At 65.9% G+C, this 22,200-nt stretch carries 21 protein-coding genes; 9 read left to right on the forward strand and 12 right to left on the reverse strand.

Features of this window, described 5'->3' with window-relative positions; genetic code table 11:
- Positions 1-98: 98 nt before the first annotated feature.
- The gene (locus tag RMR04_RS26740) at positions 99-1,121 is read right to left on the reverse strand and encodes an amino acid ABC transporter substrate-binding protein (RefSeq protein ID WP_311911562.1); all 1,023 of its coding nucleotides are present in this window, start codon (positions 1,119-1,121) and stop codon (positions 99-101) included.
- Positions 1,122-1,608: 487 nt separating this feature from the next.
- Positions 1,609-1,893, reverse strand: coding sequence for a hypothetical protein (locus tag RMR04_RS26745; RefSeq protein WP_311911563.1), 285 nt, complete (start codon positions 1,891-1,893; stop codon positions 1,609-1,611).
- A 289-nt stretch (positions 1,894-2,182) separates the two neighbouring features.
- Here RMR04_RS26745 and RMR04_RS26750 point away from each other — a divergent pair, with 289 nt between their 5' ends.
- From RMR04_RS26750 to RMR04_RS26760, 3 genes are all read left to right on the forward strand, one after another.
- Complete coding sequence (locus RMR04_RS26750; RefSeq protein ID WP_311911564.1) at positions 2,183-2,569, forward strand: SpoIIAA family protein; 387 nt, start codon at positions 2,183-2,185, stop codon at positions 2,567-2,569.
- A 48-nt stretch (positions 2,570-2,617) separates the two neighbouring features.
- The gene (locus tag RMR04_RS26755) at positions 2,618-3,667 is read left to right on the forward strand and encodes a 2-dehydropantoate 2-reductase (RefSeq protein WP_311911565.1); all 1,050 of its coding nucleotides are present in this window, start codon (positions 2,618-2,620) and stop codon (positions 3,665-3,667) included.
- 260 nt (positions 3,668-3,927) lie between these two features.
- Positions 3,928-4,197 (forward strand): hypothetical protein, encoded by a 270-nt coding sequence (locus tag RMR04_RS26760; protein ID WP_311911566.1) that lies wholly within the window; start codon positions 3,928-3,930, stop codon positions 4,195-4,197.
- Positions 4,198-4,477: 280 nt separating this feature from the next.
- Here the strand turns inward: RMR04_RS26760 and uvrB are convergent, their stop codons facing one another.
- Complete coding sequence (uvrB, locus tag RMR04_RS26765; protein WP_311911567.1) at positions 4,478-7,225, reverse strand: excinuclease ABC subunit UvrB; 2,748 nt, start codon at positions 7,223-7,225, stop codon at positions 4,478-4,480.
- A gap of 214 nt (positions 7,226-7,439) precedes the next feature.
- Between uvrB and RMR04_RS26770 the strand changes: the two genes are divergently transcribed.
- From RMR04_RS26770 to RMR04_RS26785, 4 genes are all read left to right on the forward strand, one after another.
- On the forward strand, positions 7,440-8,168 hold the full coding sequence (locus tag RMR04_RS26770) for a helix-turn-helix transcriptional regulator (protein ID WP_311911568.1): 729 nt from the start codon (positions 7,440-7,442) through the stop codon (positions 8,166-8,168).
- A gap of 99 nt (positions 8,169-8,267) precedes the next feature.
- Positions 8,268-8,912, forward strand: coding sequence for an acyl-homoserine-lactone synthase (locus tag RMR04_RS26775; protein ID WP_311911569.1), 645 nt, complete (start codon positions 8,268-8,270; stop codon positions 8,910-8,912).
- Complete coding sequence (locus tag RMR04_RS26780) at positions 8,905-9,063, forward strand: hypothetical protein (RefSeq protein ID WP_311911570.1); 159 nt, start codon at positions 8,905-8,907, stop codon at positions 9,061-9,063. Before RMR04_RS26775 ends, RMR04_RS26780 begins: the two co-directional genes overlap by 8 nt.
- Entirely contained in the window at positions 9,063-9,254 is a 192-nt protein-coding gene (locus tag RMR04_RS26785) for a hypothetical protein (protein ID WP_311911571.1), read from the forward strand. Before RMR04_RS26780 ends, RMR04_RS26785 begins: the two co-directional genes overlap by 1 nt.
- Before the next feature lie 147 nt (positions 9,255-9,401).
- Here RMR04_RS26785 and RMR04_RS26790 read toward each other — a convergent pair whose 3' ends face one another.
- The 9 genes from RMR04_RS26790 to RMR04_RS26830 form a co-directional block, all read right to left on the reverse strand.
- Positions 9,402-10,616: a TIGR03862 family flavoprotein gene (locus tag RMR04_RS26790; protein ID WP_311911572.1), complete on the reverse strand. Its 1,215-nt coding sequence runs from the start codon at positions 10,614-10,616 to the stop codon at positions 9,402-9,404.
- A 58-nt stretch (positions 10,617-10,674) separates the two neighbouring features.
- On the reverse strand, positions 10,675-11,874 hold the full coding sequence (locus RMR04_RS26795; protein WP_311911573.1) for a M20 aminoacylase family protein: 1,200 nt from the start codon (positions 11,872-11,874) through the stop codon (positions 10,675-10,677).
- Positions 11,875-11,984: 110 nt separating this feature from the next.
- On the reverse strand, positions 11,985-12,683 hold the full coding sequence (gene phoB / locus RMR04_RS26800; protein WP_069689660.1) for a phosphate regulon transcriptional regulator PhoB: 699 nt from the start codon (positions 12,681-12,683) through the stop codon (positions 11,985-11,987).
- 174 nt (positions 12,684-12,857) lie between these two features.
- Positions 12,858-13,577, reverse strand: coding sequence for a phosphate signaling complex protein PhoU (gene phoU / locus RMR04_RS26805; RefSeq protein ID WP_311911574.1), 720 nt, complete (start codon positions 13,575-13,577; stop codon positions 12,858-12,860).
- A gap of 39 nt (positions 13,578-13,616) precedes the next feature.
- Complete coding sequence (gene pstB, locus RMR04_RS26810; protein ID WP_311911575.1) at positions 13,617-14,417, reverse strand: phosphate ABC transporter ATP-binding protein PstB; 801 nt, start codon at positions 14,415-14,417, stop codon at positions 13,617-13,619.
- A 47-nt stretch (positions 14,418-14,464) separates the two neighbouring features.
- Positions 14,465-15,355 (reverse strand): phosphate ABC transporter permease PstA, encoded by an 891-nt coding sequence (gene pstA / locus RMR04_RS26815; RefSeq protein ID WP_410492159.1) that lies wholly within the window; start codon positions 15,353-15,355, stop codon positions 14,465-14,467.
- Between the two features lie 32 nt (positions 15,356-15,387).
- Entirely contained in the window at positions 15,388-16,350 is a 963-nt protein-coding gene (gene pstC, locus RMR04_RS26820) for a phosphate ABC transporter permease subunit PstC (protein WP_311911577.1), read from the reverse strand.
- Positions 16,351-16,475: 125 nt separating this feature from the next.
- Positions 16,476-17,501 carry a phosphate ABC transporter substrate-binding protein PstS gene (gene pstS, locus RMR04_RS26825; RefSeq protein WP_311911578.1) on the reverse strand — a complete coding sequence of 342 codons (1,026 nt, stop codon included), beginning with the start codon at positions 17,499-17,501 and terminating at the stop codon, positions 16,476-16,478.
- A gap of 352 nt (positions 17,502-17,853) precedes the next feature.
- Positions 17,854-18,510: a response regulator gene (locus RMR04_RS26830; RefSeq protein WP_311911579.1), complete on the reverse strand. Its 657-nt coding sequence runs from the start codon at positions 18,508-18,510 to the stop codon at positions 17,854-17,856.
- A 491-nt stretch (positions 18,511-19,001) separates the two neighbouring features.
- Between RMR04_RS26830 and bcsS the strand changes: the two genes are divergently transcribed.
- Positions 19,002-19,757: a cellulose biosynthesis protein BcsS gene (gene bcsS, locus RMR04_RS26835; RefSeq protein ID WP_311911580.1), complete on the forward strand. Its 756-nt coding sequence runs from the start codon at positions 19,002-19,004 to the stop codon at positions 19,755-19,757.
- A gap of 101 nt (positions 19,758-19,858) precedes the next feature.
- Entirely contained in the window at positions 19,859-22,198 is a 2,340-nt protein-coding gene (gene bcsA, locus RMR04_RS26840) for a UDP-forming cellulose synthase catalytic subunit (RefSeq protein WP_311915961.1), read from the forward strand.
- The last annotated feature ends 2 nt before the right edge of the window (positions 22,199-22,200 follow it).

The raw sequence follows: 22,200 nt of genomic DNA on the forward strand, positions 1-22,200 counted from the left end.
TTTGATGTCGCATCGGCCCGAAAGCCGTTTCCCGCTTTTCGGGCCGATGCACTACGCTGATACTGGCCAGAGCCGGATACTGGCCAGAGCCGGATTTCTCAGCGGATCGGCGGGGCGTATTGCAGCCCGCCATTGGTCCAGAGCGCGTTCTGCCCGCGCGCGATCTTCAGTGGCGACGACTTGCCGAGATGGCGCTCGAAGACCTCGCCGTAATTGCCGGCGGTCTTGATCACCTTATAGGCCCAGTCATTGCCGAGGCCGAGCGCCTGGCCAAAGGAGCCCTCGACGCCGAGCAGGCGGCGGATGTCGGGATTGGTCGATTTGCGCATCTCGTCGACATTGGCCTGCGTCACCTCGAGCTCCTCGGCCGTGACCAGCGCGTACTGGACCCAGCTGACGATATCGAACCACTGGTCGTCGCCATGGCGCACGGCATAGGCGAGCGGCTCCTTCGAGATCGTCTCCGGCAGCACGACATGCTCGGACGGGTCCTTGAAGCGCAGCCGCTCGGCATAGAGGCCGGACTGGTCGGTGGTGAAGACGTCGCAGCGGCCGCTCTCATAAGCCTCGGTCGCCTCGTTGTTGGTGGCGAAGGTCACCGGCTCGAACTTCAGATTGTTCTTGCGGAAATAATCGGCGGTGTTGAGCTCGGTCGTGGTGCCCTGCTGGATGCAGATCGAGGCGCCGCTGAGCTCGCGGGCCGATTTGATGTTCAGGGCCTTCTTCACCATGAAGCCCTGGCCGTCATAATAGAACACCGCCCGGAAATTCAGGCCGAGGATGGTGTCGCGGCTCATCGTCCAGGTCGTCGTCGCCGCGATCAGGTCGCTCTCGCCCGATTGCAGCGCGGTGAAGCGGTCCTTGGACGAGAGCGAGACGAACTTGACCTTGCTGGCGTCGTCGAAGATCGCGGCGGCGAGCCCGCTGCAGAAATCGATATTGACGCCCTTCCAGGTGCCGCCCGCATCGGCGAGACCGAAGCCTGCGAGCCCGGTGCCGATGCCGCAATTCAGGACGCCGCGCGCCTTGATCGCCTTCAGGGTCTGGGCCTGCGCCTGCCCGCCATATGACAGGCCGATCGCCAGCAGGAACCCGACCAGAACTCTCCCGTAACGTGCCATTTCTTGTCCCCTTATGAGCTCGTCTTATGAGCTTGCGGCTTGGATGCCGGGCTCAAGGAAGCGCCTGCCCGGAGCGGGGGTCAATCACTGATGCTATGATAATTGCCGGGACCGTATTCATCGGGAAAATATGATCTCGCCTCACACAACCTCCGGCACATTAAGGCCGCGACGCTCGCTACCCTTCTCCCGCATCAAAGTCGGCTGTTGCCGACTTTGATGCGGGAGAAGGGAAAGGCGTGCTCCGCCATTTCCGAGATGCCCGGATCAAGCCCGACCATGACGGCAGAGCGATGCTGAAGCACAGAAAAAAGCGCCCCGCGAGCAATCGCGGGACGCTTTCTGGATATGTGCCGGCGAGCCGCTAGACCAACTTCCGATCCAATCGGATCGTTAAATTGCTCTAGCTCTTGGCTTTAACGCGTTTTCTTCACGCGAACCGGTATCCACTTCGCTCGAAAATGCTCTAGCGGGGCTCGCCCCGGGCTCAGCTCTTGCTGGGCATCATCTTCATGGCGTTGTCCATGTGGGTGGTGCAGCCCTTCATGTCCTTCTTGGCCATCATCTCCTTGGCCATGGTCATTTCCTTCGTGGCCGCGGTCTTCTTGGTCGCGTCCGTCAGCTTGGACGCGTCGGTATCCAGCTTGGTCAACTCGGCCTGGGTGCAGGTCACCGGCGCCGCAGGTGTCGCGGGCATCGTGGTCTGCGCCTGAACCGGCGACAGAGCGAGCGCGAAGCCGAGAGCCGCAAGCGTAAGGGTGGTTTTGAACATGATTTTTCTCCCTGATGAACCGAATGGCTCATATCGGAAAGAACAATTCGGCGAGAATTTCGTTCCATTAATTCTAAGATCCAGAGGAAAACGTTCTCATTCGAAAGCTGAATTCCACACCGGAACATGGAGATAGCGTTTTTATCTGGATTTCGACTTATTGCTTTCTTTCTTCATCGCACGATGTCGATCTTGAAATATTGTCGAAAACGCGCCGCCCTTTCCTTGGTGATCGCGACGCAACCTCTCGCGCGCCGGCGCGTTTCCCTCATCTCTTGGGGAGGCCATCATGTTCGAAATTCTCGCCGCGCCGGACCATGTCGCCGCTTATCGCCTGACGGGCACGCTGACGGAGGCCGATCTCGACGGCGTCGTCGGCGATCTCGAGCGCAGGCTGTCCCGCCACGAAAAGCTCGGCCTCCTGGCCGATCTGACCGGCTTCGAGGACATGACCTTCCGGGCCGGGCTCAAGGACGCGCGCTATGGGCTTAGCATGCTGCGACGATTGAAGCGCTTTCCGCGCGAGGCGGTGGTCACCGACAAGGGCTGGATCGAGAGCTTCGCGGCGATCGCCAACCCGATCATCCCGCATGTCGAGGTGAAATGCTTCAAGCCAGCGGAGTTCGACGCGGCGCTGGCCTGGGCCAGCGAGATCGAGGGCGGGCCGGAGGCGTAGCGCCCGCTCCCCGGAAACGGCTATCATCGCGCAGCGGGCGGGGAACGCATGGCCAGGATTTGCGTCTACGGTGCCGGTGCGATCGGCTGCTATCTCGGCGGGCGGCTGCTGGCGGCCGGGGCCGATCTCGGCTTCGTCGGCCGTACGCGCAGCGCCGGCGAACTGGCCGAGCATGGGCTGACGCTGACGGATCTCCGCGAAGGGCGCTGGCGCGTTCCGCCAGCAGGCATCAGCGTGGCAACCGGGCCGGAGGGCGCCGCCTCGGCCGATCTCGTGCTGGTCACGGTGAAATCGACGGCGACGGGCACGGTCGCGGCGGAGCTCGCCCAGGTGTTGCGGCCGGGCGCGGTGGTGGTGAGCTTCCAGAACGGGCTCGGCCATGCCGAGACGCTGCGCGCCGCCCTGCCCGGCCGGACCGTTCTCGCCGGCATGGTGCCGTTCAACGTGGTCTCGCCCGGTCCGGGCGCCTTCCACCAGGCTTCAGCGGGCGAGCTCGCCATCGCCGAGAATGCGGCGCTGGCGCCTTTCCTGCCGGCCTTCGCCACTGCGGGCCTGCCGCTGGAGCAGCACCGCGACATGCTGCCGGTGCAATGGGCCAAGCTGCTCCTCAACCTCAACAATGCCGTCAACGCACTGGCGGATCGGCCGCTGCGCGAAGAGCTCTCACTGCGGGCCTATCGGCGCTGCCTGGCGCTGGCCCAGGCGGAGGCGCTGGCGCTCCTCGACGAAACCGGCCTGCGCCCGGCCCGTTTGACGCCGCTGCCGGCGCACTGGATCCCGCGCCTGCTCGACACGCCCGACTGGCTCTTCGCCCGACTGGCCGCCCGCATGCTCGCCATCGACCCGACGGCGCGCTCCTCGATGTCGGACGATCTCGCCGCCGGGCGGCCGAGCGAGATCGACTGGATCAATGGCGAGATCGTCCGCCTCGCCGCGCGCCATGGTCGCAAGGCCCCGGTGAACGCATGCCTGGTGGCGCTGATCCATGCGGCGGAAGCGAGCGCCGAGCGCCCGACCTGGTCCGGCCCGGCCCTGCTGGCCGAGCTGGAGGCGGCGCTCGCCCGGGCAAGCGAGGTCGAGAGCGGCCTGGCGGCGTGAGGCTCGCTCCCCTTCTCCTCTCGCGGGAGAAGGTGGCAGCGCGAAGCGCTGACGGATGAGGGGGCGCTGTGCCTTCTCCGACTAGCCAATACGCGCCAGCGACTAAGCTCACAGCACCCCCCATCCGGCGCTTTGCGCAACCTTCTCCCGAGAGAAGGAAAGACGCGCCACAAAGATGAACGGCACCGAACCTTTTCGTTCAGCATCCGTTTCAACTTGAGCTGCTCTATTGCGGCATTAAGAAAAACCAGGAGGAATTCATGCGTCATTTTCTGATCGCCGCGGCCATTGTGCTGGGGGCGGCCGCGACACCAGCGGCAGCAAGCGAGAGCTTCACCGGCGCGAGCGCGCTCGACAAGGTCGAGATCACCTATGCCAGGCACAACCGCGACCACCGCATGTGGGAAATCCGGCGGCGCCAGGATATGCAGGCCCAGCGCGGCCTTCGCGGCGACGGTCGCGGCTATGGCCGCCATCGTGGCGGCCCGCCACCCTGGGCCCCGGCCCATGGCCGCCGCGACCGCTGGTAAGCCCCGGCTTCGATAGAGGGCTCGGCCGCAAGGCCGGGCCTTTTTGTTTTGGAGGAGCCGCGACGCCGTCTTCCTTCTCCCGGATGGGAGAAGGTGCCCCGGCAGGGGCGGATGAGGGTGTGCCCTCTCAATAGAAGGCGCTGCGGCGCAGTCACACTCCAATAATCAGCGGCAGGCCCTCATCCCTGCCCTTCTCCCATCCGGGAGAAGGGTTCCCCGCGCCACTCATGCTCGCGTTTGTGGCGGGCACGACGGCAAGCGCGCGGAAAGACTCCCGACCCTACCGCCTTCCCCGCCTCTTCGCATTTCCCTCTCCCGCCCCCAGCGGCCGCGAATCCGGCCTTGGCCCCATCTCGTCGAGCGTCGGCTTCTTCGGTCGCGCCACCGGCTTGGCTTCTCCCCCGCCCCAATTATGCGGGCCCATATCGGCATCGGTCGGCTTGCGCGCCCGGGTCGGCAGGTTGGCGTTGGCGCCATAGGAGCGTTCGCCCTTGTATTTGCCGGCTGAGGCTTCGACGTCGCCCTGGCGGGCGAGCGGGTCGTCGGAGATGGCGAGCTCGGTCGCTTGGAGGCGCTTGATCTCGTCGCGCAGGCGCGCGGCGGTCTCGAATTCGAGGTCGGCAGCGGCTTCGCGCATGCGCTTTTCGAGATCGGCCAGGGCTGCCTTGAAGTTGTGGCCGACGAGCGGCGTGCCCATGCCGGCATCGACCGTGACATGGTCGCGCTCATAGACCGAGCCCAGAATGTCGCCGATGGCGCGCTTGATCGATTGCGGCGTGATGCCGTGTTCGAGGTTGTAGGCCTCCTGCTTCTCGCGGCGGCGCGAGGTCTCGGCCATCGCCCGCTCCATCGAGCCGGTGATGTGGTCAGCATAGAGGATGACGCGGCCGTCGACATTGCGGGCGGCGCGGCCGATGGTCTGGATCAATGAGGTCTCGGAGCGCAGAAAACCCTCCTTGTCGGCGTCCAAAATGGCGACGAAGCCGCATTCGGGAATGTCGAGGCCCTCGCGCAGCAGGTTGATGCCAACGAGAACATCAAACGCTCCAAGGCGGAGATCGCGCAGAATCTCGATGCGCTCGATCGTGTCGATATCGGAATGCATGTAGCGGACACGCACGCCGTTCTCGTGGAGGTATTCGGTCAGATCCTCGGCCATGCGCTTGGTCAGCACGGTGACCAAGGTACGGTAGCCCTTGGCCGAGACCTCCTTGATCTCGTCGAGCAGGTCGGCGACCTGGTGTTTCGCGGGGCGGATTTCGACCGGCGGATCGATCAGGCCCGTGGGGCGGATGACCTGCTCGGTGAAGACGCCGCCGGTGCGGTCCATCTCCCAGCTGCCGGGCGTCGCCGAGACGTGCACCGATTGCGGGCGCATCGCGTCCCATTCCTCGAAGCGCAGCGGCCGGTTGTCCATGCAGGAGGGCAGGCGGAAGCCGTATTCGGCCAGCGTCGCCTTGCGCCGAAAGTCTCCGCGATACATGCCGCCGATCTGCGGCACGGTGACGTGGCTTTCGTCGGTGAAGACCAGCGCATTGTCGGGCAGGTATTCGAACAGGGTCGGCGGCGGCTCGCCCGGCTTGCGGCCGGTGAGATAGCGCGAATAGTTCTCGATGCCGTTGCAGGAGCCGGTGGCCTCGATCATCTCGATGTCGAAGGTGCAGCGCTGGTCGAGCCGCTGCGCCTCGAGATAGCGGCCCATCTTGTTGAGCTCGTCGAGGCGGCCGCGCAGCTCCTGCTTGATCGACTTCACGGCCTGGGTCAGCGTCGGGCGCGGCGTGGTGTAGTGCGAATTGCCGTAGACCTTGACGAATTCGAGGTCGGCGGTCTTCTGGCCGGTCAGCGGGTCGAACTCCGAGATCTGCTCGACCTCGTCGCCGAACAGGCCGATGCGCCAGGCGCGGTCCTCATAGTGGGCCGGGAAGAGTTCGATGACGTCGCCGCGCACGCGGAAGGAGCCGCGGGCGAAATCGCCGAGCGTGCGCTTGTATTGCAGGGCGACGAGATCCGCGATGAGCTGGCGCTGCTCGATCTTCTCGCCCAGCTTGATGCCGAAGGTCATCGCCGTATAGGTCTCGACCGAGCCGATGCCGTAGATGCAGGACACCGAGGCGACGATGATGACGTCGTCGCGCTCCAACAGCGAGCGCGTCGCCGAATGGCGCATGCGGTCGATCTGCTCGTTGATCGAGCTTTCCTTCTCGATGAAGGTGTCCGAGCGCGGCACATAGGCCTCAGGCTGGTAGTAATCGTAATAGGAGACGAAATACTCGACCGCGTTGTCGGGGAAGAAGCTCTTGAACTCGCCATAGAGCTGCGCGGCCAGCGTCTTGTTCGGCGCCAGGATCAGGGCGGGACGCTGCGTCAATTCGATCACCTTCGCCATGGTGAAGGTCTTGCCCGAGCCGGTGACGCCGAGCAGGACCTGGTCGCGCTCCTGCTTGCCGATGCCGTCCAGCAGATCGGCGATCGCGGTCGGCTGGTCGCCGGCGGGCTCGAAATCGGACTGCATGCGGAACGGAATGCCGCCCTCCGACTTGTCCGGGCGCGGCGGGCGATGCGGCGTCCAGGCCTTGCCGGGGTCGATAAAGGGGCTGCCGGTCTCGAGCAGCGTCTGCAGCGATTGCGCCGTCAGGCTCGCGGCGGTCTCGCCCTCGACACCGTCAAAGGCGGAATCGGCCTTCTTGCCGATCTTGCGCTTGGGCGCATTGTCGCCGGGGCGGGACTCCGGCTCGTAACCGGCCTGCGGCTGATCGCTGAAGCCGGAGGCGCCGCCGGGCACGGTGTTGCCGCGGTTGATCGCCGGGTTGAGCAGGTCGGCGAGATAACCCTCCAGCGGCTTCAACTCGGGCTTGGTCGCCTTGGAATTGGGCGTGCGCGCGCTGGCGGGCTTTTTCGCGGGCTTCGTCTTGGCGTCGGAGGCGGAGGTCTCGGGCGCGGAAGTCTTGGGCGCGGAAGTCTTGGGCGCGGAAGTCTTGGGAGCAGAGGTCTTGGGAGCGGAGGTCTTGGGAGCGGAGGTCTTGGACATGACCGCAATATGGGACGGAAGCCGCCCAAGCGCGAGAGGGCAAGGCGCATGGCGGGCCGCATAGCTGACAGGAGATGGCAGGAGGAGATGGCTGCGCGGCGCGCCTTGCGCGCAGAACCAGTCCCGCATAGAGGCTCAGCCTTGCACAGAAGGCATTGACTCCCCGAAACGCGCTGCAACAATGCGGCTATAGTACGACCAGTGAGAACCGTTCATGTCGGGACAACACTTCGACACCGGACGAGATGCGCTCGATTTCATCGATGTGCTGACGCGCCTCAACGACCCCCAGACGATCATCACCTCGCTGCGCGACAAGCTCGCCAGCTTCGGCTTCCACGCCTTCCTGATCACCGGCCTGCCGGAGACCGGCGACAGGATCGCGCCGCTGGTGCTGCTGAATGGCTGGCCCGATGGCTGGTTCGAGCTCTATGTCCGGCAGAACTATGCCGATGACGACCCGATCGCAGCGCATTGCAAGACCACGGCTAACCCTTTCGTCTGGGCCGAGGTCTACCGCCAGGAGGTCGCCAGCGCGCGCCAGCAGGAGATCATGCGGCGAGCCAGCGACTTCAAGATGGTCCATGGCTTCTGCGTGCCGATCCACAATGAGGACGGTTTCAAGGCCGTCGTCACCATGGCCGGCGACAAGCCCGACCTGTCGCGACAGTCCCGCTCCGCCATCCACCTGATGTCGCTCTACGCCCATGCCAAGGCCGAGGCCGCCATACGCGGCAATCGGGGCCATTGCCTCACCGTGCGGGAGCGCGAGGTCCTGACCTGGATGGCTGTCGGCAAATCGACCGAAGGCGTCGCCGCGGCGCTCAATATCCGGGCGGGAACCGTCGAAGCGCATTACCAGAACGCCGCCCGCAAGCTCGGCGCCCGGGGCCGCACGCGCACGGTGGTCGAGGCGCATCTGCGCGGCGAGATCAGACTTTAGTCTATAGATCTGCGAAAACTTCGGCACTCCCGGAAAACCGGGATTCCGCCCCGCGCGGATCGGTAGAAGATTCTTCCTCACGCTGCTGGGGAAGAGCACATGATTCACGTCGTCGACGCCTCCAATCGCCGGCTCTATGCCGATCAGATCGAAGAACATTTCCGCATCCGACATCGCGTCTATGTCGAGGAGCGGCGCTGGATGGAGCTGGAGCGGCCCGACGGCCGGGAGATCGACCAGTTCGACACGGAGGACGCGGTCTATCTGCTGGCGCTGAAGGAGGGCAAGGTGATCGGGGGCTCCCGGCTCGTGCCGACGCTCTGCCCGCATCTGATGAGCGACGTCTTTCCGTTCCTCGCCAATATCCGCGGCCTGCAGCGCGGCCCCGACATCGTCGAATGGACGCGGATCTTCGTGGTTCCCGAGCATCGCGGCCACGAATCCGCCGTGCTGCACACCGTCCTCGGCGGCATGCTCGAATACTGCCTGGAGCAGAACTTCAGCGCGATCACCGTCGTGATGGAAACCTGGTGGATGCCGCGCTTCCTGGAGCTCGGCTGGGAGGTCAAACCGCTCGGCCTGCCGACGATGATCGACGGCATGTCCTGCATCGGCACGATGATCAGCGTGACGGAGGAGGCCTGGCGCAGCACGCTCGCCTTCAAGCGGATCGCCGCCCCGACCCTGGTCGACCGACGGCATGGGCCGCGCATCATCGAGGAAAGGCGAACCAACCATGTATGACGAGCACGCCTATTCGGCCTTGTCCTCCGAGGAACGGCAAGACCTCGGAAACGCGCTGGCGACCCTAATGACGCTGATGGAACGGCACCCGCGCTACACCCCCTGCTGGACGTCGCGGCGCATTTCGACCTTCCCGACGATCTCTGGCTGATGACGCAGGTCCTGAGCCTGAACGAAGCCTGCCGGTCGGCGCTGGTGCAGCTCTTCCTGCTGACCAACGGAGCGCTCCAGGCCAAGCCGCTGGGCCACGACGCCGTCATGCTGGTGAGCCAGGATCTCGACGCCGTCTATGAGCGGACCCGTGACCACGAGCGCGGGCTGCCGTCACCTCACGACGCGTGACGAGAAGGCAAACCTAGGGGAGGACGTGGGAGGAGTGCTCTCGCTTGTCCCGTGTCTCCCGGAACCACGCCGTCATCCCGGAGCTGCGCGGCTCCGCCGCTTGTCCAGGATGACGTGGAGATTCTGGAGTGGGATTTCTGGCTCGACTTACGCCCGCGCCAACCACGCCTCCATCCCCGCCGCCGCCGCGACGCCGGTGGCGAAGCAGGCTTGCAGCAGGTAGCCCCCGGTCGGGGCTTCCCAGTCCAGCATCTCGCCGGCGACGAAGACGCCGGGCAGCGCCTTCAGCATGAAATCGGGAGCGACCGCGCCAGCTTCGATGCCGCCGGCGCTCGAAATCGCGCGCGTGATCGGGGCGAGGCCGGTGAGCATGAGGGGAGCGGCCTTGATCAGCGCCGCCAAGGCCGCTGCGTCCTCAGGCAAGCGCGGGCTCGCCTCGCGCAGGAGCGCGATCGCGACCGGCGACAGGCCCGCCGCCTTGCGCAGATGGTTGCTCAGCGTCTCGCCCTTGCGGCGCTTCGCCAGACGCTCGATGAGGCGCGCCGTCTCCATGTCGGGCCGCAGATCGAGCGTCACCGCCGCCTTGCCCTCGCGCAGGATCGCCTCGCGCAGCAGGCCCGACAGCGCGTAGATCGCGCCGCCCTCGATGCCGTCGGCATCGATCATCGCCTCGCCGGTGGCCTGACGCTCACCGAAGCGGATGACGATGCGCTTCAACGGCGCGCCAGCGAAACGCTCACGCATCATCGCCGACCAGGCGACGGTGAAGCCGCCATTGGCCGGCAGCAGCGGCGCGACGGCGACGCCACGAGCCGCGAGCAGCGGCGCCCAACCGCCATCGGAACCGAGACGCGGCCAGCTCGCGCCGCCGAGGGCCAGCAAGGTCGCGCCGGGCCGGATCGTTTCGACCCCGCCGTCGCGGGTCTGGAAGGCAAGCGCGCCGTCGGCGCTCCAGCCGGTCCAGTGCATCCCCGATGCGAGTTTCACGCCCTGCCCTTCCAGCCGGCGCAGCCAGGCGCGCAGCAGGGGCGAGGCCTTCATCGCCTTGGGAAAGACGCGCCCGCTCGTGCCGGTGAAGCTGTCGGCGCCGAGACCGTCGGCCCAATCGCGCAAAGCCTGGGGCGGGAAGGCGCGGATCGCCGGTTCGAGCCAGGCCTGCGCATCGCGATAGCGCGTCAGGAGCTGATCCAGCGGTTCGGAATGGGTCAGGTTCAGCCCGCCGCGACCGGCGAGCAGGAATTTGCGCGCCGGCGAGGGCATGCGGTCATAGATCGTAACGGCGTGGCCGGCGGCGGACAGCCGCTCGGCGGCGATCAGGCCAGAGGGGCCTGCGCCGATGATCGCGATGTCGGATGTCGGCATGAACTCAAACTCCTGCGGCCCAGCTCCGGTTTCGGCTGCCGGAGGGCGGCGAGCGGGATCAGGCCTGCGATGTCAGCTCCTTGTGCACGAGGTGCACCCAATAGGTCGAGCCCAGAGCGAGAATATCGTCGTTGAAATCATAGAGCGGAGTGTGGAGCAGATTGCCCTTGCCCTCCGCCGCGGTGCCGTTGCCGATGCGGATGAAGGCGCCCGGCCGCTGCTCCAGCATGAAGGCGAAATCGTCGGCGCCGGTGTTGAGCGGGATATGCGTGTCCATCTTCTCCGCGCCGACGAGGTCGCTGGCTACCGTCGCCGCAAGCGCCGTCTCGTCAACGCTGTTGATCAGGGGCGGATAGCGGCGCTTGTAGAGGTATTCGGCGCTGCAGCCCTGGATGGCCGCCACGCCCTCGGCCAGCACGCCCAGGCGCTGCTCCAGAATGTCGCGCACCGCGGCCGAGAAGCAGCGCGCCGTGCCGGTGACGACGACCTCGGCGGGGATGACATTGGGCGAGCTGAAAGCACCGGCATTGATGTGGCCTACGCTCAACACCGCCGGTTCGACGGCGGGAACATTGCGGGCGACGATCGCCTGGACGCCGAGGATGAAATTGGCCAGCGCGATCGTCGGGTCGGTCGCGGTATGAGTGCCGGAGCCGCCATGGCCGCCGGTTCCGCGAAAGGTCACGACCCAGGTGTCGCTGGCGGCAAGCATCGGCCCTTGCCTGATGCCGAACTCCCCGGCGCGGCGGCCCGGCTGGTTGTGCATGCCGTAGACGGCATCGACCGGAAAGCGCTCGAACAGCCCCTGCTCGAGCATGACGCGGGCACCGCCCAAGCCCTCCTCCGCCGGCTGGAAGACGAAATGAACCGTGCCGCCGAAATCCCGGTGTTCCGCCAGATAGCGCGCGGCGCCGAGCAGCATGGCGATATGCCCGTCATGCCCGCAGGCGTGCATCTTGCCGGGAATGGTCGAGCGATGCGCGATCTCGCTCTTCTCCTCGATGCGCAGCGCGTCCAGCTCGGAGCGAAGCGCGATGGCGCGCTGCCCGCCGCGCTCGCCCTTCAGCGAGCCGACAACGCCGGTCCCGGCCAGCCCCTCATGGGTCTCGATGCCCCAGCCGCGCAGCGTCCGCGCCACCAGGGCCGCCGTCCTGACCTCCTCGAAGGCAATCTCGGGATGGGCGTGGATGTCACGCCGAATGGCGATGAGCTCGGCTTCGAAAGCCTTGATGGCGGGAAAAACGGGGCTGGAGATCACGGTCTCGAATCCTGGCGGGCGCATGAGCGGCCAAGACTAAAGAGGAACGTTACCTGCAACAATCGACGGGGCCGCAGCGCCCCGACCCGATATTGGAATGACGCGCGCTCTTAGCCTCGCGCGAAGGTCTCGTCGAAAGCGTAGCCAGCGCCGCGCACCGTGCGCAGCGGATCCTTGGCATCGCCGGGCGTGATCGCCTTGCGCAGGCGGCCGACATGAACGTCGACCGTGCGCTCGTCGATATAGACGTCGCGCCCCCAGACGGCGTCGAGGAGCTGTGCGCGGGAATAGACCCGGCCCGGCGCCTGCATCAGGAATTCGAGCAGGCGGAATTCGGTCGGGCCGAGATGCAATTCCGCGCCGGAGCGGCGGACCCGGCGCGTCGTGCGATCGAGCTCGAGATCGCCGGCCGCGAGCAGCCCCGCGACATGGCCAGGCTTGGCCCGGCGCAGGAGCGCCTGGATGCGCGCGATCAGTTCAGGCAGCGAGAATGGCTTGACCACATAGTCGTCGGCGCCGGTGGCGAGACCGCGCACGCGTTCGGTCTCCTCGCCGCGCGCTGTGAGCATGATGATCGGCACGCGCTCCGTGTCCCTGCGCGTGCGCAGGCGGCGGCAGAGCTCGATGCCCGACAGGCCCGGCAGCATCCAGTCGAGCAGGACGAGGTCGGGCGTGTGGTCACGCAGATGCAGTTCGGCATCGTCGCCGCGCGCGACGCTGTCGACCTCGAAGCCCTCGGCTTCGAGATTGTAGCGCAGGAGCAGCGTGAGCGGCTCCTCGTCCTCGACGATCAGGATGCGTGCGGGCATGGCGCGGTTCCGTTCCTGGCATTCAGCCGACACACACCGTCATGCTCGCCCTTGTGGCGAGCATCCACGTCTTGAACACAGGTCTCGACCGGTGAAGACGTGGATGGTCGGGATGATCCTCGGGACCAGCCCGAGGACGACCATGACGGGAAAGGTGCCGGTGCGTTCATTCCATCAGCTCCCCGTCACCGCCTCGACATTGATGTCGGTGGTGTCGAGCTTCGGGCGATTGAGATCGAGCGACTCGCCGGTGACGAGATAGTGGATCGTCTCGGCGATGTTGGTGGTGTGATCTCCGATGCGCTCGACGTTCTTGGCGCAGAACAGGAGATGCGTGCAGAAGGTGATGTTGCGCGGATCTTCCATCATATAGGTCAGCAATTCGCGGAAGAGCGAGGTGTAGAGCGCGTCGATCTCGTCGTCGCGGCGCCAGACCTCCATGGCCTTCTGCTCGTTGCTCGCGGCATAGGCATCGAGCACGTCCTTGAGCTGGGCCTGGACCAGCCGGCTCATGTGCTCGAGCCCGACCACGGCGCGATGCGGTGGCTGGAACTGGCCGGAGATCGCGACCGCGCGCTTGGCGATGTTCTTGGCGAGATCGCCGACGCGCTCGATGTCGGCGGCGATGCGGATCGCCGAGATCAATTCACGCAGATCATTCGCCAGCGGCTGGCGCCGCGCGATGGTCAGGACCGCACGCTCCTCGACATCGCGCTGGAGGTTGTCGAGGCGCTGGTCGGCGCTGATCACCTTCTGGGCGAGCGTGGTGTCGCGGCGCACCAGCGCCACGGTGGAATCGCCGAGCATGCGCTCGGACATGCCGCCCATTTCGGCGAGGCTGCGGCGCAGCCCCTCAAGTTCGGCGTCGTAGGAGCGGACGATATGTTCGGTCATCGCGGCGGATCCTCTGGAAGCGGGAGCGGAACTGGACAGTCAGCCGAAGCGGCCGGTGACGTAGTCCTGCGTCTGCTTCTTGTGCGGGTTCATGAAGATGGTGTTGGTCGGCGCGAACTCGATCACCTCGCCGAGATACATGAAGGCGGTGTACTGCGAGATACGCGCCGCCTGCTGCATGTTGTGGGTGACGATGACGATGGTAAAATCGGTCTTGAGCTGCTCCAGCAGATCCTCGATCTTGCCGGTCGAGATCGGATCGAGCGCCGAGGTCGGCTCGTCGAACAGGATCACCTCCGGCTTCTGCGCGATGGTGCGCGCGATGCACAGGCGCTGCTGCTGGCCGCCCGACAGGCCCATGCCCGAAGCCTTGAGCTTGTCCTTGACCTCGTCCCAGAGCGCTGCGCGGCGCAGCGCGCCCTCGACGCGGTCGTCGAGTTCCGACTTCGGCGGCTTCTCATAGAGCCGGATGCCGAAGGCGACATTGTCGTAGATCGACATCGGGAAGGGCGTCGGCTTCTGGAAGACCATGCCGATGCGCGAGCGCAGCTCGTTCACATCGACATCGTTGGAGATGACGTTGCGGCCGTCGAGGATGACCTCGCCGGTGGCGCGCTGTTCGGGATAAAGCGAATAGATGCGGTTGAAGATGCGCAGCAGGGTCGACTTGCCGCAGCCCGAGGGGCCGATCAGCGCCGTGACATGGCGGTCGCGGAAATCGAGATTGACGCTCTTCAGCGCCTTGTGCTCGCCGTAGTAGAAATCGAGGTTCTTGACCGCGATCCTGACCGGGGCTTCGGCATCGAGCGTTTGCGGGCTCAGTTCCAGCGTCGAAAGCATCGACTTCTTCCTTCAGATCGAACGCGACGAGGGTTCAGGATAGCCGTTCACTTGCTGCCGCGCACGATACGGCGCGCGATCAGCGAGAGCAGCAGGATCGAGACGGTGATGATCAGCGAACCGGCCCAGGCGAGCTGCTGCCAGTTCTCGTAAGGGGCCGAGGCGAACTGGTAGATCGTCACCGGCAGGTTCGAGACGCCGCCAGAGAGCGTCGGCGAGAACCAGAAATTATTGTTCAGCGCGGTGAAGATCAGCGGCGCGGTCTCGCCGGCGATGCGGGCGAGCGCCAGCAGGATGCCGGTGACCATGCCCGATTTCGCCGCCCGCCAGGTGACGCTGGTGATGACGACGGAGGGCGGGGCGCCAAGCGCCGCACCAGCCTCGCGCAATGGCCCCGGAACCAGCCGCAGCATGTCCTCGGTGGTGCGCACGATGACCGGGATCGCGATGATGCCGAGCGCGACGCCGCCGGCCCAGCCGGAATAGCCGCGGAAGGGCTCGACCAGGATGACGTAGACGAACAGGCCGATCAGGATCGAGGGCGCCGAGAGCAGGATGTCGTTGATGAAGCGGATCAGATTGGCAAGCTGCGAGCCCTTGCCGTATTCGGCGAGATAGGTGCCGGCGAGCACGCCGATCGGCGTCGCCACCGCGATGCCGAGGAAGGTCAGCACGATCGAGCCGACGATGGCGTTGGCAAGGCCACCGCCCTCGGAACCGGGCCCGGGCGTGACCTGGGTGAAGGTCGCGAGCGAAAGCCCGCCGACGCCCTTCACGATCAGCATGCCGAGAATCCAGAACAGCACGAAGATGGCGAGGAAGGTGAAGCCGGTGGCGATCAGCTTCATCGCCTTGTCGGCGGTGCGGCGCGAGGGGCGCACGCGGCCCCATTCGGCCTGGGGCAATTGGCGCACGGTGGAGGGTGTCGTCATGCTCATGATCGGCGGCCTTATTCAGTAGCTCTTGCTTATCAGTAGCTCTTGACGCGCGAGACGAGGATGCGCGCGATGACGAGGACGACGAAGGTGACGAAGAACAGGATGCAGCCGAGCGCGATCAGCGCGTTGAGCTGCAAGCCGAGCGCCTCGTTGAACTCGTTGGCGATGCGCGAGGCGATGGTCGAGCCCGGATCCAGGATCGAGGCGGAGAGCCGGTTGGCGTTGCCGACGACGAAGGTCACCGCCATGGTCTCGCCGAGCGCGCGGCCGAGGCCGAGCATGACCGCGCCGATGATCGAGACGCCGGCCTGGGGCACCAGGACATGGCGCACGACTTCCCAGGTGGTCGCCCCAATTCCATAAGCGCTCTCACGCAGCACGGAGGGGATCTGCTCCAGCATGTCGCGCGTGATCGAGGCGATGAAGGGGATGATCATGAAAGCGAGGATGATACCCGCGGTGAAGATGCCGAGCCCCGATGGCGAGCGCGAATACAGCACCGTGCCGACGAGTGGCAGGCCTTCGACGATGTTGGAGAGCGGCACCTGAACATAGGCGGCGAAGAGCGGCACGAAGACGAACAGGCCCCACATGCCATAGATGATCGAGGGCACAGCGGCGAGCAGCTCGATGGCGGTCGCGACCGGCTGTTTGAACCAGGGCGGGGCGAGCTGCGTCAGATAGACCGCAATGCCCAGCGACAGCGGCACACCGATGACCAGCGCGATCAGCGCGGTCGAGAGCGTCCCGACGATGGCCGGCCAGGCGCCGTACTGGTCGTTCTGGGTATCCCAGACGCTGGAGGTGATGAAGCCGAAGCCGAATTCACGGAAGGCCGGCCAGCCGCCGATAACCATCGACAACATGATGCCGGCGAGCAGCACCAGCACAAACAGCGCGGCCAGGAAGCTGGCATTGCGGAAGACGAGGTCGAACGTGCCCTTGGGGGTCTTGCGCAGCGGCGCAGCAGGCATCGTCTGGGTCACGGCGGTCATCCGCGGGGCTCCGGTAGCGTGGGTTGTCCGTCATTCCTGGGCGGAGCGAAGCGCAGATCCGAAAGCTCGGAGCTGCGCCTCCTGAATGAGATGGCCGGGTCAAGCCCGGCCATGACGGCGGGCGATCAGAAGATCGGCTTGCCGGAGTTGTCGACGACGCCCTTCCAGGCAGCGCGGACCATGTCCTTGACCTTGCCCGGCAGCGGCACGTAGTCGATGCCGGTCGCGAGCTCGTCGCCGCTCTTATAGGCCCAGTCGAAGAACTTCAGCGCGGCCTGCGCCTCTTCCGGCTTCTCGGGCTTGGCGTGGATGAGGATGAAGGTCGCCGAGGTGATCGGCCAGGCCTGCGCGCCCTTCTGGTTGTTCAGCGAGATGCCGAAACCGGGAGCCTCGTTCCAGTTGGCATTCGCGGCGGCGGCCTGGAAGGCCTTGTCGTCGGGGGCCGGGTAGTTGCCGTCGGCGTTCTGGACCAGCGCGAAGGAGAGCTTGTTCTGCTTGGCATAGGCGTATTCGACATAGCCGATCGAGTTCGCGACCTGCTTGACCGAAGCCGAGACGCCCTCATTGCCCTTGCCGCCGATGCCGACCGGCCACTGGACCGACTGGTTGGCGCCGATCTTGGTCTTCCAGTCGGGCGAGACGCGCGACAGATAATCGGTCCAGACGAAGGTCGTGCCCGAGCCGTCCGAGCGATAGACCGGGTTGATGCTGGCGTCGGGCAGGGTCACGCCGGCATTGAGCGCGGCGATCTTGGGGTCGTTCCACTTCTTGATGTCGCCGAGATAGATCTCGGCGATGAGCTGCCCGGTGAGCTTCAGCTTGCCGGCCTCGATGCCGGCCACGTTGATCGCAGGAACGACGCCGCCCATCACGGTCGGGAACTGGATCAGGCCTTCCTTGGTCAGCTCCTCGCCCTTCAGCGGGGCGTCGGTGGCGCCGAAGGCGACAGTCTTGGCCTTGATCTGGCGAATGCCGCCGCCGGAACCGATCGACTGGTAGTTGAGACCGATATTGGTCTCCTTCTTATAGGCTTCAGCCCATTTGGCGTAGATCGGGAAGGGGAAAGTCGCGCCGGCGCCGGTGATGTCGGCAGCCTGGACGGCGCCGGACAGACCGATCGAGGCGGCCGCGAGAATGAGAATTTTGCGCATTGAGATGTCCTCTCTGGATCGCATGTTCAGCGGCCCCGTCAGAACACCTTCTGTGTGACAGACAGATGACATCCTGTCATCAAAGCTGTCACAAACGCTCTCGGAGCGCGCGGAGATCGGCACCGCGAGCGGCAAGATCGCAGCTGTACGCGCCAAGTCCGGCACCTGATATGCGTCGCGCTCGACGTTGCAATCGATTGCTTGCTGGGCGCAGATCTTTCGGAAACGCCGACAGCTGACAACGCCCGCAATCGCCCGCGGATGGCGGTGTCCGATATCCCACCCATCCGGGTTTCCCGAGCCGGCTCTGCGCATCTGGATCGGGTTCGTCCCGACCACAGAGGCGTCAGTGTCACCTGAGTTCGCGCGCTCCGAAGGCGGCAGCAGCCGAGCGATTGGGCAGTTGCAGCGTGCGCAGCAGCGCCGCGACATGGATCTTGACCGTGCCTTCGCCGAGGCCGAGCAGCCGAGCGATCTCCTTATTGGAGCGTCCGGCGACCAGGGCCTGGAGCACCTCGCGTTGGCGCTGCGTGAGGCGCGCCAGGCACTCCTGCGCCTTGTCGGCCGACACCGGCGCCACGGACATCTCGGCGGAGCCCGCCCGGGCCAGGATCGGCGGCACATAGATTTGTCCCGAAAGCACCGTCTCCAGCGCCTTGACCAGCTCGGCCGGCCCCAGCGCCTTGGGGATATAGCCATGCACGCCGGCCCCCAGCGCGCCCAGGATGTCCTGCCGCGAGGAGGAGCCGGAGACCACCGCCAAAGTGACGTGCTCGGCGCATTCGCGCACGGCGGCCAGGCTTGCGGCCTGCTTCATGCCGGGCATCGAGAGATCGAACAAGGCGAGCGAGATCTCGGGCCGCGTACCGAGCAGGTCCAGCGCGTCATCGAGCGAGGCCGCCTCCAGAACCGTGGTGAAGCCGAGCTGTCGGGTCAGCAGCGCGCCGAGCGCAATGCGGAAAAAGGCATCGTCATCGGCGATGAGAGCGCAGGAGGGAGAGGTGACCATGGCTGCGGCAGCTCGAAACTGGTTACGGCACCATAGCCGCTTCCGGCAGGAAGCGCCTTGGACCTTCATGTTGGGTTAACGCTAACGGCAGAAGCACGGAAGCGCGCCAGCCACGAAAAACCGTGTTTGGCCGACCGTGACAGGCAGCAGCGCCCCGCCCCCCGCAAAAGGACTAGGCCATTCGGCCGAGGTGAAGGCGGCGATGTTTCCAGGCGTTGCTCATGCTTGCCGCCCGGTTAAGCACTTCACGCCCATTCGAGGCAAATGCCCGCCCCGGCCGCACGCCTGGGTTGCCGTGACGGCATCTCCGCTCCGGACACGATTCTCCAGCTGAGCGGCCACGCAGCCCGAACGGTCTAGGCCGGCAGGCGCCCCGCTGCAGGGCCCGCTGGAAAGCCTTTGTTTACAGCGCCAACCGGAGTTTCGAACCCGGCCGGAGCCTCCCCGACAGAGGGTCAAGAAGCCGGCATGGAACGGGTTGGGTGGTGTCGATGTTGCGTCTTGAACTTTTACCGAGCGGGATCGCATTGCTGGCCGCAGGGCTAGTGACCATCGCCCCGGCACAGGCCGCGGACTGGTACACCGGGGCCGCAACGCCCAAGCCGGCCGACGACTGGATCGTCAGCCTCGACGCCTCGACCACCGTGACCTCCACCAACTCGGTCTTCGCCAATGTCGGCGGCACGGTCGCCATCGATGGGTCGCTGCGCCAGAGCGGCGCGCGCATCAAGGTTGATGCGATGGCCGGCACCTATGAGTACAAAGCCGCGAGCGGAGCCAAGATCCAGGCCGACCAGATCGAGGGCTCGGCCATGCTCGGCTATGAGTGGATCTGGCGGGAGGCGAAACTCGCTGGCTATATCGGGCTGTCCCTCCGCAATACCGGGCTCTCCGCGAACGACCCCGACAATCAGGTGGTCGGGACGAGCTACGGGCTGAAAACGGCGGTCGACTTCTACGCCCGCCCGACCGAGAAAACGATGGTCTCGGCCTATGGCTCGATCACCACCAACGACAAGGCCTATTTCACTCGCTTCCGGGCCGGATACCGCATCGGCGAAGGCGTCTATCTCGGCCCCGAAATCGCCTTCCTAGGCAATGATTTCTATAACCAGTGGCGCGCCGGCATCCACCTGACTGGGCTCGCGCTCGGCCCGGTGCAGACCTCGATCTCGGGCGGCTATCTGTATGACCGGGATCAGAAGGGCGGCGCCTACGGCACCATCGACGTCAGGGCGCAGTTCTGATGAGCGACGCCGCGCTCCACCTCCCCGCCTCCACCGCCTCACGCCGCGAACGCCTGGCCTCCGGCCTGCGCTGGGCGAGCTGGCTCGCCTGCGGGCTGTGCATGTTCGCGCTGGTGACCCAGCCGGTCAGCGTCTCCGCCCAAGCCGCGCTCAGCCTCGTCGTCGTCGCCGGGCTGATCATCATCGGGCAGCTGCCGCGCGCCGCCTGGTCGCGCTATCTCTTCCTGACGCTCGGCAGCGCCGTGCTGCTGCGCTATCTCTACTGGCGCGTGACCGCGACGCTGCCGCCGCTCGCCGATCCCGTCGGCTTCGGCTTTGGCGTCGTATTGCTGGGGGCGGAACTGTTCTGCGCCTTCGTGCTGGCGATCAGCCTGATCATCAACGCCGACCCCTTGCGCCGCAAAGCCCTGCCGCGCGAGGACGATGCGACGCTGCCGAGCGTCGATGTCTTCATCCCCTCCTACAATGAGGATGAGGCGATCCTCGCCATGACGGTCGCTGCCGCCAAGGCGATGGACTATCCGGCGGAGAAGCTGACCGTCTGGCTGCTCGACGATGGCGGCACCGACCAGAAATGCGACGATGGCGACGAGGCCAAGGCCGCCGCCGCACGGCGCCGCCGCGTCTCGCTCCAGACGCTCTGCCGCGAGCTCGGCGCCGTCTATCTGACGCGGACGAAGAACGAGCATGCCAAGGCGGGCAACCTCAACAACGGGCTGGCCCATTCCAAGGCCGAGATCGTGGTCGTGTTCGACGCCGATCACGCGCCGTTCCGGCAGTTCCTGCGCGAGACGGTCGGGCATTTCGCCCGCGACCCGAAGCTCTTCCTGGTGCAGACGCCGCATGTCTTCCTGAACCCGGACCCGATCGAGAAGAACCTGCGCACCTTCCAGCGCATGCCGTCGGAGAACGAGATGTTCTACGGCGTCACCCAGCGTGGGCTCGACAAATGGAACGGCTCGTTCTTCTGCGGCTCGGCGGCGCTGCTCAGGCGCGCCGCGCTGAAGACCACCGGTGGCTTCTCCGGCATCACGATCACCGAGGATTGCGAGACCGCCTTCGAGCTGCACGCCCAGGGTTGGACCTCGCTTTATGTCGACAAGCCGCTGATCGCGGGGTTGCAGCCGGAAACCTTCGCCTCCTTCATCGGCCAGCGCTCGCGCTGGTGCCAGGGCATGTTCCAGATCCTGATGCTGAAGAACCCGGCCCTGCGCAAAGGCCTGAAGCCGATCCAGCGCATCGCCTACCTCTCCAGCATGACCTTCTGGTTCTTCCCGGTGCCACGGCTGATCTTCATGATCGCGCCGCTGCTGCACATCTTCTTCGACGTGAAGATCTTCGTCTCAAGCGTCGACGAGACGATCGCCTACACGCTCTCCTACGTCGCCGTGAACATGGTGATGCAGAGCTATCTCTACGGCCATGTCCGCTGGCCCTGGATGTCGGAGCTCTATGAATACGTGCAGGGCGTCTTCCTGGCGCGCGCCATCGTTTCGGTCGTGGCCTCGCCGCGCAAGCCGACCTTCAACGTCACCGCCAAGGGGCTCTCGCTCGAGAACGACCATCTCTCCGAACTGGCCTGGCCGTTCTTCGCGATCTTCGCGCTGCTGGCGCTCGGCGTCGGCACGGCGGTGTTCCGCTATCTGTTCGAGCCCGGCGTCACCGCTCTGATGCTGGTCGTAGGCCTGTGGACCGGCTTCAACCTGCTGATCGCCGGCGTCGCGCTCGGCGCCGTCGCGGAGCGCAGGCAAGCCGACCGGCATCCCCGCCTCGCCATAGCGCGGCACGGCAGGTTGATCGTCGCAGGACAGGCGATCCCGGTCTCGATCGAGAACGTCTCGGCCGGCGGCTGCGCGATCGCGATCGCGGCGCTGCCGAAGGGCGTGAACCTGGAGGCGCGCGAGACCATGGGTCTGCTCGCGATCGAACCGCTCGCCGGCAATCCGGAGCGCGCGCCGGTCGCAGTGCGCCTGAGCCGCGTGACGCAAATCGGAGAGGCAGCAGATTGCGGACTTGCCTTCGCCAGCCTCACGACGCGTGACTATCCGGCGGTCGCCGAGTTGATGTATGGCGACGCCGGCGCGATCCAGCGCTTCCTGGAAGGTCGCCGCAAGCCGATCGGCCTCGTTCGCGGCAGCGCCAGATTCGCCCTCTGGGGCGTGACCGAACCGTTCCGCGCGGTCGCCTATGCCTTCCGCAAGCGCCCCGTCGCCACGGAGGCGCCTGCCCAGGCCGAGAGCGCCGGGCCGCAGCCGGTGCCCGCCTTCGACCCCGCCAGCTTCGCCGGCGCGATCCAGGCGCTGGCCGCGCCGCTGCACCTGCCCGAAGCGGCTCCGGCGCGGCTCGATCAGGCGAGCTGGTTTGCCAGCATCACGGCCCTCTCCACGCCAGCCGGGCCCGAAAGGTCCGCGACGGCCCCGCTGCTCGCCGGAGCAGCCTGACA

The organism is Bosea sp. 685 (assembly GCF_031884435.1).
Taxonomy (GTDB): Bacteria; Pseudomonadota; Alphaproteobacteria; order Rhizobiales; family Beijerinckiaceae; genus Allobosea.

Coding starts and splice junctions, on each gene's coding strand:
- RMR04_RS26740 (WP_311911562.1), bottom strand. CDS start 1,121: ATGGCACGTTACGGGAGAGTTCTGGTCGGGTTCCTGCTGGCGATCGGC.
- RMR04_RS26745 (WP_311911563.1), bottom strand. CDS start 1,893: ATGTTCAAAACCACCCTTACGCTTGCGGCTCTCGGCTTCGCGCTCGCT.
- RMR04_RS26750 (WP_311911564.1), top strand. CDS start 2,183: ATGTTCGAAATTCTCGCCGCGCCGGACCATGTCGCCGCTTATCGCCTG.
- RMR04_RS26755 (WP_311911565.1), top strand. CDS start 2,618: ATGGCCAGGATTTGCGTCTACGGTGCCGGTGCGATCGGCTGCTATCTC.
- RMR04_RS26760 (WP_311911566.1), top strand. CDS start 3,928: ATGCGTCATTTTCTGATCGCCGCGGCCATTGTGCTGGGGGCGGCCGCG.
- uvrB (WP_311911567.1), bottom strand. CDS start 7,225: ATGTCCAAGACCTCCGCTCCCAAGACCTCCGCTCCCAAGACCTCTGCT.
- RMR04_RS26770 (WP_311911568.1), top strand. CDS start 7,440: ATGTCGGGACAACACTTCGACACCGGACGAGATGCGCTCGATTTCATC.
- RMR04_RS26775 (WP_311911569.1), top strand. CDS start 8,268: ATGATTCACGTCGTCGACGCCTCCAATCGCCGGCTCTATGCCGATCAG.
- RMR04_RS26780 (WP_311911570.1), top strand. CDS start 8,905: ATGTATGACGAGCACGCCTATTCGGCCTTGTCCTCCGAGGAACGGCAA.
- RMR04_RS26785 (WP_311911571.1), top strand. CDS start 9,063: ATGACGCAGGTCCTGAGCCTGAACGAAGCCTGCCGGTCGGCGCTGGTG.
- RMR04_RS26790 (WP_311911572.1), bottom strand. CDS start 10,616: ATGCCGACATCCGACATCGCGATCATCGGCGCAGGCCCCTCTGGCCTG.
- phoB (WP_069689660.1), bottom strand. CDS start 12,683: ATGCCCGCACGCATCCTGATCGTCGAGGACGAGGAGCCGCTCACGCTG.
- phoU (WP_311911574.1), bottom strand. CDS start 13,577: ATGACCGAACATATCGTCCGCTCCTACGACGCCGAACTTGAGGGGCTG.
- pstB (WP_311911575.1), bottom strand. CDS start 14,417: ATGCTTTCGACGCTGGAACTGAGCCCGCAAACGCTCGATGCCGAAGCC.
- pstA (WP_410492159.1), bottom strand. CDS start 15,355: ATGAGCATGACGACACCCTCCACCGTGCGCCAATTGCCCCAGGCCGAA.
- pstC (WP_311911577.1), bottom strand. CDS start 16,350: ATGACCGCCGTGACCCAGACGATGCCTGCTGCGCCGCTGCGCAAGACC.
- pstS (WP_311911578.1), bottom strand. CDS start 17,501: ATGCGCAAAATTCTCATTCTCGCGGCCGCCTCGATCGGTCTGTCCGGC.
- RMR04_RS26830 (WP_311911579.1), bottom strand. CDS start 18,510: ATGGTCACCTCTCCCTCCTGCGCTCTCATCGCCGATGACGATGCCTTT.
- bcsS (WP_311911580.1), top strand. CDS start 19,002: ATGTTGCGTCTTGAACTTTTACCGAGCGGGATCGCATTGCTGGCCGCA.
- bcsA (WP_311915961.1), top strand. CDS start 19,859: ATGTTCGCGCTGGTGACCCAGCCGGTCAGCGTCTCCGCCCAAGCCGCG.